This window comes from Pseudomonas sp. LPH60 (assembly GCF_030718165.1).
In the GTDB taxonomy this organism is placed as follows: domain Bacteria; phylum Pseudomonadota; class Gammaproteobacteria; order Pseudomonadales; family Pseudomonadaceae; genus Aquipseudomonas; species Aquipseudomonas danubii.
Map to the genome: position 1 here is coordinate 526,280 of NZ_JAVAJH010000002.1, position 12,805 is coordinate 539,084.

The 12,805-nt window shown below is 63.6% G+C and carries 10 protein-coding genes; 5 read left to right on the forward strand and 5 right to left on the reverse strand.

All coding sequences use genetic code 11. The features are described 5' to 3' along the window. Positions 1-32: 32 nt before the first annotated feature. The 5 genes from Q8O96_RS07985 to gap all read right to left on the reverse strand — a co-directional run bounded on the left by Q8O96_RS07985 (position 33) and on the right by gap (position 5,932). Entirely contained in the window at positions 33-2,651 is a 2,619-nt protein-coding gene (locus tag Q8O96_RS07985) for a TonB-dependent receptor (protein WP_305948643.1), read from the reverse strand. Between the two features lie 119 nt (positions 2,652-2,770). Continuing rightward, complete coding sequence (locus Q8O96_RS07990) at positions 2,771-3,742, reverse strand: FecR domain-containing protein (protein ID WP_102860590.1); 972 nt, start codon at positions 3,740-3,742, stop codon at positions 2,771-2,773. Positions 3,743-3,855: 113 nt separating this feature from the next. Next, the gene (locus tag Q8O96_RS07995; protein ID WP_102860591.1) at positions 3,856-4,374 is read right to left on the reverse strand and encodes an RNA polymerase sigma factor; all 519 of its coding nucleotides are present in this window, start codon (positions 4,372-4,374) and stop codon (positions 3,856-3,858) included. Positions 4,375-4,447: 73 nt separating this feature from the next. After that, the gene (locus Q8O96_RS08000; RefSeq protein ID WP_102860592.1) at positions 4,448-4,912 is read right to left on the reverse strand and encodes a methylglyoxal synthase; all 465 of its coding nucleotides are present in this window, start codon (positions 4,910-4,912) and stop codon (positions 4,448-4,450) included. 15 nt (positions 4,913-4,927) lie between these two features. Next, positions 4,928-5,932 (reverse strand): type I glyceraldehyde-3-phosphate dehydrogenase, encoded by a 1,005-nt coding sequence (gap, locus tag Q8O96_RS08005; RefSeq protein ID WP_102880664.1) that lies wholly within the window; start codon positions 5,930-5,932, stop codon positions 4,928-4,930. A gap of 223 nt (positions 5,933-6,155) precedes the next feature. On the opposite strand from gap, the gene edd reads away from it, so the two are divergent. The 5 genes from edd to Q8O96_RS08030 all read left to right on the forward strand — a co-directional run bounded on the left by edd (position 6,156) and on the right by Q8O96_RS08030 (position 12,699). Further along, positions 6,156-7,982 carry a phosphogluconate dehydratase gene (gene edd / locus Q8O96_RS08010; RefSeq protein ID WP_102860594.1) on the forward strand — a complete coding sequence of 609 codons (1,827 nt, stop codon included), beginning with the start codon at positions 6,156-6,158 and terminating at the stop codon, positions 7,980-7,982. Continuing rightward, on the forward strand, positions 7,979-8,935 hold the full coding sequence (locus Q8O96_RS08015; protein ID WP_102860595.1) for a glucokinase: 957 nt from the start codon (positions 7,979-7,981) through the stop codon (positions 8,933-8,935). Before edd ends, Q8O96_RS08015 begins: the two co-directional genes overlap by 4 nt. Before the next feature lie 87 nt (positions 8,936-9,022). Next, entirely contained in the window at positions 9,023-9,754 is a 732-nt protein-coding gene (locus Q8O96_RS08020) for a response regulator (protein WP_305948644.1), read from the forward strand. Continuing rightward, a complete protein-coding gene (locus tag Q8O96_RS08025; RefSeq protein ID WP_102880661.1) occupies positions 9,744-11,213 on the forward strand; it encodes an ATP-binding protein in 1,470 nt (489 codons plus the stop codon). The genes Q8O96_RS08020 and Q8O96_RS08025 overlap by 11 nt, the downstream gene beginning before the upstream one ends. A gap of 226 nt (positions 11,214-11,439) precedes the next feature. Next, the gene (locus Q8O96_RS08030; protein WP_250329533.1) at positions 11,440-12,699 is read left to right on the forward strand and encodes an AGE family epimerase/isomerase; all 1,260 of its coding nucleotides are present in this window, start codon (positions 11,440-11,442) and stop codon (positions 12,697-12,699) included. Positions 12,700-12,805: the final 106 nt, after the last annotated feature.

A 12,805-nucleotide genomic window follows, 5' to 3' on the forward strand; every position in this document is an offset into this window, starting at 1 on the left:
CGGATGAAAAAGGGCAGTGAGGCGGTCTGGGGTCAGATGTCCCACACCAGGTTGACCGAGAAGTTGCGGCCGGGCTGGGTCAGGCGGTCGAGGTTGGCGGGTGCGGTTTGTCCGGCCTCACCGACACTGTCGTAGCCGCGCACGTCGTCCCAGTTCCAGTATTTCTTGTCGGTCAGGTTGTACAGGCCGGCGTTCAGGGTCAGGTCATCGGTGACCTTGTAGAAGCCGCTGAGGTCGAGGATGCCGTAGCCCGGTGTCTTGAACTGACCGCTGGTGGCGCGGCCATCCGGGGCCTTGAAGGTGCTGTTGTCGACCCGGTCCTTGCGTTTGACCAGGGTCCAGCTCAGCAGCGCGCCATAGTTGTCCTGGTCGTAGCCGAGGCCAAATACGCCCTTGAGCGGGTTGACACTGTTGATCGGCTCGCCGTTGTCATTGTTGCGACCGTAGGCGTAGGCCAGCGAGCCGATGCTGTACAGGCCCTGTGGTGCACCGAAGGCATCGAGGTTCAGACGGCCCCTGGCTTCGGCGCCCTTGATGGTGGCGTGTTTGATGTTGTTGCTCTGGATCACCGATTGCAGCGCGCCGGCGGTGATGGCGTCTTCGTTGATGAAGTCGCGGTACTGGTTGTAGAACACCGAGACATCGAAGGAGCCCGCGTCGAAGTTGCCGCGCAGGCCGGTTTCATAACCTTTGCTGGTTTCCGGCTTGAGGTTGGAGTTGGGCTCGACCACGTACCCGGTGGCGAGGTTTTCGAAGCGGCCGTAGAGCGCCTTGGCCGACGGCGTGCGGAAGCCCTCGGAGTACTGGCCATAGGCCGTGTAGTGCTCGTCGAAGCTGTAGGTCAGGCCGAACTTGGGTGAAACCCGATTCCAGGTCTTCTTGTCGTCGCTGACCGGAAAGTTGCCGGTAGGGTTGGCGACATTGAGGAACTCCTGGGTCAGTTTCGGCTTGAGCTGGGTGTAGTCGTAGCGCAGGCCAGGGGTGAAGGTCCAGGCGTTCCAGCTGATCTGGTCCTGGGCGAACAGGCTGTAGGTGCTGACGGTGGGGTCCGGGAAGTCGCTGGATTTTTTCACGCTGTCGCTGGCGCTTGGGCTTGGCGCGCCGATGGCGGTGCAACCTGCACCGACCTTCAGGCAGGTGGCGGTGCCATAGCGTGAGCCGGTGACTTTCTGTTGCTTGAGGGTGGTGCCGTAGGTCAGTTGATGCTCGGTTTCACCGAGGGTGAAAGCCTTGTCCAGTTGCGCGTCCAGTACCCACTGTTTTTCCTGGTACAGGGTTTGCCGCTCCCGCAGCACGTCACGGGCGTTGGGGGAGAACGCCGAGACCGGGTTGTAGCGCTCGGAAGTGCTCTGGTCGGTCTTGGCGACCTGGTAGTTCAGGCTCCACTTGATCTGGTCGGCGATCGGCGATTGCACGGCGAAGCTGTTTTCCAGGCCGAAGCGCTCACGGGTGATGGTGTCGTTGCCGACCCGCGAGCGATACCAGTTCTGACCGACGCCGTTGAGAAACAGGCCGCCTACTGCGCTTTTCTGGTTGGTGTCGCGGTCATCCTTGTACTTTTCGTAGGTCAGGCCCAGGCGAGCATCCGGTGCATAGTTCCAGCCGAGCTTGGCCAGGACGTTGGTGGTGCGGGCGTCTTCCGGGTTGGCGGCGGTGCGGTTCAGGCCGGTGCCGTTGTTGCTGCCATAGGACTCGGTTTCGTGGCCATCACGCCGGCTCAGGTGCAGCAGGGCGTCGAAGTCGCTGGCCCGGCCGGCGACGGTGGCGGATTTCAGCCAGCTTTCATCAGCCGAGCTATAGCCGGTTTTCAGGCGCGCACCGAAGTCCTGGCCGGGTTTGATGATGTCGTCGGCGTCCAGGGTGTAGTAGCTGACGGCGCCGCCGATGGCGCTGCTGCCGTAGAGCACCGAGGCCGGGCCACGGAGGATTTCCACGCGCTTGACGATTTCCGGGTCGACATAGTTGCGGTTGGTCTTGGCGTAGGGACCGCTGAAGAAGTGATCTGGCACTTCCACGCCATCGACCTGGGTGAGAATCCGGTCGCTGTCGATGCCGCGGATGTTGTAGCCACTGAGTCCTGCGCGCTGACCTGCACCACCGACGGAAACCCCAGGCTCGTAGCGCACCAGTTCCTTGATGGTGTTGACGTTCTGGCGGTCCAGTTCTTCCCGGGTCTGCACACTCACGGTGCTCGGCACCGAGTTGATGTCCTGCTCCTGGCGGGTAGCGCTAATGGTCACTTGCTGCAGGTTCACCACGTTGGCGCCGCTGCGCTTCTCCAGGACGATGCTGTTGTTGCCCAGTTTGCGGTAGCTCAGGCTGGTGCCGCCGAGCAGCCGATCCAGGGCCTTTTCCGGCGGCAGCGAGCCGCGTACGCCGGGGGAGGCAACGCCGGAACCCAGCTCGGCGGGCAGGCCCACTTGCCAGCCGGTGACCGCGGTAAAGGCATTGAGCGCCGAGACCAGCGGTTGCTCGGCAATGGCGAAGTTGTAGTTGCCCATGCGCTGGCTGGAAGGCGCCGGGGCATCGGCGGCCATGACAGGCGTGGCGTGAGCGCCGGCCAGCAGGATCGCTGCGGTGAGCAGCGACAGCGTGCAGTTCTGCAGACGGGTACAGGGAACAGAGGATCGGCTGTTGAGGCGAGGGGACATCGAGAGCGCTCCGGGTCGCACGAATCTTATAGGTGCAGACGCGCATTAAAAATGCGAATCAGTTGCATTGGCTATAACGAGACGTATGACCCATGGCTATCGCGTAAAAATAATTATTCTCAGTTGAGAATCACCAGCGCCGGGAATTCCGAGAGTCGCGCCGAGGTGATATGGGCCAGGGATCGCAACACATCCAGGGGCTGGTCCAGGCGGTAGTTGCCGGTGACCGCAACACTTGCCAACTGTTCGTTGTTGTTGACGATCCAGCCCGGGTAATAACGCCGCAGTTCCGCCAGCACCTGATTGAGGGGGCAGTTCTCGAACACCAGGCGCCCCTCGACCCAGGCCAGGTCCTTGCCAGCATCGAGCTTGGCCGGGCGCTCAAACCCCTGAGGGCCGACGCGTACGCTTTCTCCGGCCCTCAAGCGAATGCGCTGGTCGGCGTGGGTCGCCCGCAGGTCGATATCGCCGCGTTGCACCTGGACCTGGGCGATGCCGTCCAGATAGCGCACGGCGAAGGCGGTGTCGCCCACGCTGGCCTTGACCGGACCGGCGTCCAGTTCCAGGGGCCGGCCGAGAGTGGCGGGGATCTCGAAGAAAGCTTCGCCCTGGTACAGCCGAGCCACGCGCTGGTGATCGTTGATCTGGCTGGAAAACGCCGAGTTGGTGTTGAGCAGGACTTTCGAGCCGTCTTCCAGTTGCAGGCGCTGGCGTTCACCCACCAGGGTCAGGTGGTCGGCCTGCAGGCGCAGGGGCAGGTTGCTGAAGCTGAACAGCCCAAGCACCAGCACTGCGGCGGTGGCCAGGGGCTTCCAGTGGGGGCGCAGGCGAGCCAGGCGTGAAACCTTCGGTGCAGGGGCGGCCAGGGCCTGGGCACAGAGCGCCACTTGCGGTCCGTTCCAGATGGCCTGGGCCTTTTCGAAGGCCTGGGCATTGAGCGGTGAAGCCGCCAGCCACTGATGAAACTGGCGCACCTGTTCCTCGTTCGGATGTTCCAGCTCGATCAGCCAATCCAGCGCCTGATCCATGGCAAGGGTGCTTGAGTGCGAGCCGGCAGGGGTGGGCGGCTCGGCGCTGTGAAAATCCGTCACGGGTGTTCCTCGGCGGCGTCTGTGCGCAGCTGTTTTTTCAAGAGAGAGCGAAAGCCGGCCAAGGTTAACAAAGGCCTGGGGCTGACGCAGTCATTGTGCTCAGCGGTTGAGACTCACTGGCCGTCGAGACGTTCGGCGACGCCGATGCAGATGGCCATGATCAATTTCAGTTCCTTTTGCACGGTGCTCAGCGACACCCCGAGTGCGTCGGCGATCTCCTGATAGCTGTGGCCATGCAGGCGGCTGAGGATGAAGATCTGCTGCTGGCGCGGGCTGAGCTGACCGAGGCTGAGGTTCAGGCGTTCGAGCAATTGCTCGGCGTGGGCTGCGTCCTCGGCGCTGCTGAGGGGAGCGGCGACGCTCTCCACCACCTCCGGTGGCACATCTTCCAGCAGGGTGCGGCCCTGGATGCGCCGGGCCCGCAGGTGGTCGAGCGCCAGGTTGCGTGCAGTCTGGAACACGAAGGGCTCAAGGTGGGTGATTGGCCGCTCGCTGAGGGCGCGGGTCACCCGCAGATAGGTTTCCTGCAGCAGGTCTTCGGCGGTGCTGTGGTTGTTGACCATCCGCTCCAGCGTTCGCAGCAGAGAAATTCGTTGAGTGAGGAAGACGTGGTTGAAGTGCGATTGACTCACAGCAAGGCCTGATCCATTTTTGCAGCAGATGATAATGATTGTCATCTGCGCCAGTGGTCAAGCCTTGTGTGATTTATCCCCGAGCGGCCAGGTACGCCTGGTAGTCGGGAATCCGGTGTTCATGGGCCTGGCTCATCAGTGGGCTGCTGAGCAGATAGTCGGCGCTGCACTCGTTGCAGGCCACGGGAATGTTCCACACCGCCGCCACGCGCAGCAGGGCCTTGATATCCGGATCGTGGGGCTGGGGTTCGAAGGGGTCCCAGAAGAACACCAGCAGGTCGACCCGCTGTTCGGCAATCTGCGCGCCCAGTTGCTGATCGCCGCCCAGAGGGCCGCTGATCATGCTGTGCACCGGCAGTCCCAGGCGTTTGCTCAGCAGCAGCCCGGTGGTGCCGGTGGCCAGCAGTTCATGTTCGGCCAGGCGTGACTTCTGTCGTTCGGCCCAGTCCAGCAGAAAGACCTTGCAGTGGTCATGCGCGACCAGGGCGATGCGCTTGCGCGCCGCCATGGTCTTTTGGGTAAAACTGATACCGATCATCGACGAATATCCGTTTTATTCCGCGTTGCACAGGGCCAGGCAGTTATCCAGCATGCGGTTGGAAAAGCCCCACTCGTTGTCGTACCAGGCCAGCACCTTGAGCAAGCGACCGCCGCTGACCTTGGTGTGGTTGGCGTCGAAGATCGACGACAGCGGGTTGTGATTGAAGTCGCTGGAGACCAGCGGCAGGGTGTTGTAGCCGAGGATCTTCGAATGTTGGCTGGCACTCTTGAGCAGGGCGTTGACCTCTTCGGCGGTGGTGTCGCGCTTGAGGGTCACGGTCAGGTCCACCAGCGATACGTTGATCACCGGTACCCGCACTGCCATGCCGGTCAGCTTGCCCGCCAGCTCCGGCAGCACCAGGCCCACGGCTTCAGCGGCGCCGGTCTTGCTCGGGATCATGTTCTGGGTAGCCGAGCGGGCGCGGTAGGGGTCGCTGTGGTAGACGTCGGTGAGGTTCTGGTCGTTGGTGTAGGCGTGGATGGTGGTCATCAGGCCGTTGTCGATGCCCAGCTCGCGGTGCAGCACCTGGGCCACCGGGGCCAGGCAGTTGGTGGTGCACGAAGCGTTGGAAATGACCTGGTGCGACTGGCGCAGGATGTCGTGGTTGACCCCGTAGACCACGGTGGCGTCGGCGCCTTTGGCCGGGGCCGAGATGATCACTTTGCGGGCGCCGGCAGTAAGATGGGCAGCGGCCTTGGCGCGGTCGGTGAACAGGCCGGTGCATTCGAAGACCACGTCGATCTTTTCCGCGGCCCAGGGCAGTTCGGCCGGGTTGCGGATGGCACTGACGGCAATCCGGTCGCCGTTGACGGTCAGGCTTTCCTGGTCGTGCTGGACTTCGGCGTCGAAAGTGCCGTGGACGGTGTCGTACTTCAGCAGGTGGGCATTGATCGCGCTGTCCCCCAGATCGTTGATGGCGACGATCTGCAGATCCTGACGATAGCCTTGGGTATAGAGTGCGCGCAGGACGTTACGGCCAATACGGCCAAAACCGTTGATTGCGATTCGAAGAGTCATGTGCAAACGCCTGTCGTTAAATTTGTTGTTGGAATTACAAGATTATTCGCATAGAAATAGAAAACAAGCCTTTTTAGTGGCAATATTTTGTCTTATCTACAACGAGTGACCTGAATCAACTGGTCCAAATGGTCAGAAATGTCCTCCACTGTCCCTCGGTGGCGGGGCTTCTGATCAGCATAGACAAACAGGTCGCCACATCCGTTAGCCTGGAGTTCTACATATGCATCCCCGCGTTCTTGAGGTCACCGAACGGCTTATCGCTCGCAGTCGCGCCACTCGCCAGGCCTATCTGGCGTTGATTCGCGGTGCCGCCAGCGATGGTCCGCAGCGCGGCAAGCTGCAGTGTGCGAACTTCGCCCACGGCGTGGCCGGTTGTGGCGCCGACGACAAACACAGCCTGCGGATGATGAATGCGGCCAACGTGGCAATTGTTTCGTCATATAACGACATGTTGTCGGCTCACCAGCCTTACGAGCGTTTTCCCGAGCAGATCAAGAAAGCCCTGCGCGAGATCGGTTCGGTGGGCCAGTTCGCTGGCGGCACCCCGGCCATGTGCGATGGCGTGACCCAGGGCGAGGCCGGCATGGAGTTGAGCCTGCCGAGCCGCGAGGTGATTGCGCTGTCCACGGCCGTGGCCCTGTCGCACAACATGTTCGACGCGGCGCTGATGCTGGGGATCTGCGACAAGATCGTCCCGGGCCTGATGATGGGCGCCCTGCGCTTCGGTCATCTGCCGATGGTCTTCGTCCCGGGCGGGCCGATGGTGTCGGGGATTTCCAACAAGCAGAAGGCCGATGTGCGCCAACGTTACGCTGAAGGCAAGGCCAGCCGCGAGGAGCTGCTGGAGTCGGAAATGAAGTCCTACCACAGCCCGGGCACCTGCACCTTCTACGGCACCGCCAACACCAACCAGTTGCTGATGGAAGTCATGGGCCTGCACCTGCCGGGCGCCTCGTTCGTCAACCCCAACACGCCGCTGCGCGACGCCCTGACCCATGAGGCGGCGCAGCAGGTCACGCGCCTGACCAAGCAGAGCGGCAGCTTCACGCCCATTGGCGAAATCGTCGACGAGCGTTGCCTGGTCAACTCCATCGTCGCTCTGCACGCCACCGGCGGTTCCACCAACCACACCCTGCACATGCCGGCCATTGCCCAGGCGGCAGGCATCCAGTTGACCTGGCAGGACATGGCCGATCTGTCCGAGGTGGTGCCGACCCTGTCCCACGTCTATCCCAACGGCAAGGCCGACATCAACCACTTCCAGGCAGCGGGCGGCATGTCGTTCCTGATCCGTGAACTGCTGGAAGCCGGCCTGCTTCACGAGGACGTCAATACCGTGGCCGGCCGCGGCCTGAGCCGCTACACCCAGGAGCCGTTCCTCGATAACGGCAAGCTGGTATGGCGCGAAGGCCCGATCGAAAGCCTCGATGAAAACATCCTGCGGCCGGTGGCCCGGGCCTTCTCTCCGGAAGGCGGCTTGCGGGTCATGGAAGGCAATCTGGGCCGCGGGGTGATGAAAGTGTCCGCGGTGGCCCCCGAGCATCAGGTCGTCGAAGCCCCGGCGGTGGTGTTCCAGGACCAGCAGGACCTGGCCGACGCCTTCAAGGCCGGCCTGCTGGAAAAAGATTTCGTCGCGGTGATGCGCTTCCAGGGCCCGCGCTCCAACGGCATGCCCGAGCTGCACAAGATGACCCCGTTCCTCGGGGTGCTGCAGGACCGTGGCTTCAAGGTGGCGCTGGTGACCGATGGACGTATGTCCGGTGCCTCGGGCAAGATTCCGGCGGCGATTCATGTCAGCCCCGAAGCCCAGGTCGGCGGTGCGCTGGCTCGGGTGCTGGACGGTGACATCATTCGCGTTGACGGGGTCAAGGGCACCTTGGAACTCAAGGTCGACGCCGCCGAATTCGCCGCCCGGGAACCGGCCAAGGGCCTGTTGGGCAACAACGTCGGCACCGGTCGTGAACTCTTCGCTTTCATGCGCATGGCCTTCAGCTCGGCAGAGCAGGGCGCCAGCGCCTTTACCTCTGCTCTGGAGACGCTTAATTGAAACTGGCCCTGGTCGGTGACATCGGTGGCACCAACGCGCGCTTCGCGTTGTGGAAAGACCAACAACTGGACGCGATCCAGGTCCATGCAACGGCGGACTATCGCTGCCCGGAAGACGCCATCAAGGCGTACCTGCAAGACCAGGGCCTGGCCCTGGGTGCCATCGGTTCGGTATGCCTGTCGGTGGCCGGTCCGGTCAGCGGCGATGAGTTCCGTTTTACCAACAACCACTGGCGCCTGAGCCGTCAGGCGTTCTGCCAGGCCTTGCAGGTGGAGCAGTTGCTGCTGGTCAACGACTTCTCGGCCATGGCCCTGGGCATGACCCGCTTGCAGCCCGATGAGTTTCGCGTGGTCTGCGAAGGCGTTGCCGAGCCCTTGCGTCCGGCGGTGGTGATCGGTCCGGGCACTGGTCTCGGCGTCGGTACCCTGTTGAATTTCGGCGACGGCCGCTACATGGCCTTGCCGGGGGAGGGGGGGCATGTCGACCTGCCCTTGAGCAGCCCGCGGGAAACCCAGCTGTGGCAGCACATCCACGATGAAATTGGCCATGTCAGCGCCGAGACTGCTTTGAGCGGCAGTGGATTGCCGCGGGTGTACCGGGCGATCTGTGCGGTGGACGGCCATGAGCCGCGCCTCGATACCCCGGAAGCCATCACCGCTGCCGGGCTTGCTGGCGACCCGATTGCCCGGGAAGTGCTGGAGCAGTTCAGCTGCTGGCTGGGGCGAGTGGCGGGCAACAACGTGCTGACCACGGGCGCGCGGGGCGGGGTGTATATCGTCGGCGGGGTGATTCCCCGTTTCGCCGACTTCTTCATCCACAGCGGCTTTGCCAGGAGTTTTGCCGACAAGGGCTGCATGAGCGACTACTTCAAGGGCATTCCGGTGTGGTTGGTGACGGCGCCCTATTCCGGGCTGACCGGTGCCGGCGTAGCGCTGGAGCAGGCCCAGGGTTGACCTTGAGCCGCACGGCGAAGAGGCGGTAACACGCCTCCCTGCATCAGGCATAATCGCGCTCCCTGCCTAACAATAAGGACGGCCCCGGTGAGTTCAGTCAGTAAGTCGATTTTGTTGGTTGACGACGATCAGGAAATTCGCGAGCTGCTGGAAACCTACCTCAGCCGCTGCGGCTTCCAGGTGTGCACGACCGCCGATGGCGCCGGCTTTCGTCAGGCCCTGAGCGAGGCACCCAGCGACCTGGTGATCCTCGACGTGATGCTGCCCGACGAAGACGGCTTCAGCCTGTGCCGCTGGATTCGCCAGCACCCACGGTGCAGTCAGGTGCCGATCATCATGCTCACCGCCAGCTCCGACGAGGCCGACCGGGTGATCGGTCTGGAGCTGGGGGCCGACGACTACCTGGGCAAGCCCTTCAGCCCCCGGGAGTTGCAGGCGCGGATCAAGGCGCTGTTGCGCCGGGTGCAGTTCGCTCAGGAGCGGGTCGCAGGTGACGTGCTGTGCTTCGACGAGTGGCGCCTGGATGTGATCAGTCACCGCTTGTTTCATAACGACGGCGAGGAGGTGATCCTCTCCGGCGCCGACTTTGCCCTGCTCAAGCTGTTCCTCGACCACCCCCAGGAAATCCTCGACCGTGACACCATCGGCAATGCCACTCGCGGGCGTGACCTGATGCCCCTGGACCGCATCGTCGACATGGCTGTCAGCCGCCTGCGCCAGCGTCTGCGGGACACGGAAAAGCCACCGCGGCTGATCCGTACCGTGCGTGGCAGCGGGTATCAATTGGCAGCCAATGTGGTTGCCGGCAATGGTCACTGAGGCACTGCGCAGAGTATTGCGGCGGGTGCCGGTGCCCCGCTCGCTGCTGGGGCGCATGCTGCTGCTGACCTTGCTGGCGGTGTTGTTCGCCCAGGCCCTGTCCAGCGTGATCTGGGTTTCGCAGTTGCGCGCTACCCAGCTCGAAGGCCTGGTGACCAGCGCCCGCAGCCTGGCTCACTCGATGACCGCCAGCGTCAGTTACCTGCGTTCGCTGCCGGTGGCTTATCGCCCCCTGGTGCTCGACCAGTTGCGCAGCATGGGCGGTACCCGTTTTGTCGTGACCCTCAATGACAAGCCCCTGGGCATGCAGGTGCTGCCCGCTACACCGCGCAAAGAGGCGGTATTGCAGGCGGTGGAGCAAGTGCTGCGCCAGTCCCTGGGCAACGACGCGGATCTATCCGTGACCTTTGTCAGCCCCGATGATCTGCGGATTTTCAATGGCGGCCTCAAGCTCGACGAGTTGCCCCGCTCCTGGGCCCATTACGCCTTGACCCTGGAGCCGGTGAACCCACCAGTGCTGGTAACCCAGATCCAGATGGCCCCGGGAGAATGGCTGTACATTGCCTCGCTGCTGCCCGAGCCCTATACCAGCCTCGAAGAACAGGGGCTGCCGGCGCAGCAGGTGTGGTTCATCCTGCTCACCAGCGGTTTTCTGCTGCTGTTCATTGGCCTGCTGGTGCATTGGCAGAGCCGGCCCCTCAAGCGTCTGGCCCGGGCGGCGCGGGACATGTCCCTGGGCGCCGATGTCGAGCCGGTGGCGCAGGGCGGCGGCAGTGAAGTGGTGGAAGTGGGGCGGGCCTTCAACAGCATGCGCGAACGCATCAGCCGCTACCTGACCGAGCGCAGCCAGCTGTTCAGTGCCATCTCCCATGACCTGCGCACCCCTATCACCCGCCTGCGCCTGCGAGTCGAACTGCTGGAGGACGAACAACTGCAAGCCAAGTTCGGCCGCGACCTGGACGAGCTGGAACTGCTGGTCAAAGGTGCGTTGCAATGCGTCAAGGACACCGACATCCACGAGAACATCGAGCCGGTGGACCTCAACCAGGTGCTCGACTGCCTGGTGGAGCCTTACCTGGCACCCAACGGCAATGGCCGCGTGACCCAGCAGGGCCGGGCGCTGGCCAGCTATCCGGGCAAGCCCCTGGCGCTCAAGCGCTGCATGGGCAACCTGATCGACAACGCCCTGAAGTACGGCCAGAACGCCCATCTGCACATCGAAGACGACGACAGCGGTTTTGTCCTGCATGTCGACGACGAAGGCCCGGGCGTACCGGAGCAGCGCCTGGAGCAGGTGTTCGAGCCGCATTTTCGTCTGGCCGGCCAGCAGCAGGGCTACGGCCTGGGCCTGGGGATTGCCCGCAACATTGCCCACAGCCATGGCGGCGAAGTCAGCCTGCAGAACCTGCGCGAAGGCGGCCTGCGGGTGACCCTGTACCTGCCCCGGACCTTCGACTGAGCGGCTGGCCTGTGCAGACGCTGACTTGTGTAGGAGCTGGCTTGCCAGCGAAGGCGTCCCCAAGGGTACTGCAGGACTCAAGGGCCTCTTCACCGGCAAGCCGGCTCCTACGGGTGGAACCGCGCAATGTCACGGCTTGGTGACATTGTGCTGGCCCTTCGTTACCTGCGGTTGCGAACGGCTTGATTAGACTCAAGCCTTCGATAAAAACAACAACAGGCCACTCATGGACTCTCTCCCCCTGCCGCTGCGCAGTTGGCTGAACGCGCCCGCTCACCATTCCTGGCTCGCCGCCGAAGGCCTGCGCCTGCTTGATTTCGCCAAGGCTTCACGACTCGCCGAAGGCTTCGGCAACCTTGATGCCCGGGGCTGCCTGCCCGCCGGTGCCCAGGCCGAAACCATGAACACCGCGCGCATGACCCACAGCTTCGCCATGGCGCACATCCAGGGTCTGCCGGGTTATGCCGGGCTGGTGGACCACGGTATCGCCGCGCTCATGGGGCCGTTGCGCGATGCCGAGCACGGCGGCTGGTTCGCCGTTGCCGGGCAGGCGGACGGCAACAGCACCAAGGCCGCCTACCTGCACGCCTTTGTCGCCCTGGCCGCCAGCTCCGCGGTGGTGGCGCAGCGGCCGGGTGCCCAGGCCCTGCTTGAGGAGGCGATCCGGATCATCGACGGGCATTTCTGGAGCGAGGAGGAGGGCGCCATGCTCGAGTCCTTCAATCGCGACTGGCGCGAGCCGGAAGCCTATCGCGGCGCCAACAGCAACATGCACGCCACCGAGGCTTTCCTGGCCCTGGCCGATGTCACCCAGGACCCGCGCTGGCTCAACCGCGCCCTGCGCATCGTCGAGCGGGTGATCCATCAGCACGCCGCCGCCAACGACTTCATGGTGATCGAGCATTTCGACGCTGACTGGCAACCCCAGCGCGACTATAACCGGGCCTTTCCCGCCGACGGTTTCCGGCCCTTCGGCACCACGCCGGGCCACGGTTTCGAATGGGCGCGCCTGCTGTTGCACCTGGAGGCGTCGCGCGGCCTGGCCGGGATGCTGACCCCGGGCTGGCTGGCGCTGGATGCGCAGCACCTGTTCGCGAGCAACTGCCGCCACGGCTGGGACGTGGACGGTGCCCCGGGCATTGTCTACACCCTGGATTGGGACAACCGGCCGGTGGTGCACCAACGCCTGCACTGGACCCATGCCGAGGCCAGCGCCGCCGCCAGCGCTTTGCTCAGGCGCACCGGCCAGGAGCAGTACGAGGCCTGGTACCGGCGTTTCTGGGAGTTCTGCGAAGCCCATTTCATCGATCATCAGCAGGGCAGCTGGCATCACGAACTGGGCCGCGACAACCGCCCGGCCGCCGAGATCTGGGGCGGCAAGCCGGACCTCTATCACGCCTGGCAAGCCGTGCTGATTCCGCGTCTGCCCCTGGCGCCGAGCATGGCCTCGGCTTTGGCCCAAGCGTCTGTTCCGGGCCTTGTGTAACCATGTCGTGACATTTCCCCGTCGCTTCGTTACCCGAACGTTCGACTAGGCTGTTTAGACTCGTATGCAGCGCAAGCACCAGACTTGCATGCATAACAACAAGAAA

Excerpts from the sequence above, each read along its gene's own strand:
- Q8O96_RS07985 (WP_305948643.1), bottom strand. The coding sequence starts at position 2,651 with ATGTCCCCTCGCCTCAACAGCCGATCCTCTGTTCCCTGTACCCGTCTG.
- Q8O96_RS08000 (WP_102860592.1), bottom strand. The coding sequence starts at position 4,912 with ATGATCGGTATCAGTTTTACCCAAAAGACCATGGCGGCGCGCAAGCGC.
- gap (WP_102880664.1), bottom strand. The coding sequence starts at position 5,932 with ATGACTCTTCGAATCGCAATCAACGGTTTTGGCCGTATTGGCCGTAAC.
- edd (WP_102860594.1), top strand. The coding sequence starts at position 6,156 with ATGCATCCCCGCGTTCTTGAGGTCACCGAACGGCTTATCGCTCGCAGT.
- Q8O96_RS08025 (WP_102880661.1), top strand. The coding sequence starts at position 9,744 with ATGGTCACTGAGGCACTGCGCAGAGTATTGCGGCGGGTGCCGGTGCCC.
- Q8O96_RS08030 (WP_250329533.1), top strand. The coding sequence starts at position 11,440 with ATGGACTCTCTCCCCCTGCCGCTGCGCAGTTGGCTGAACGCGCCCGCT.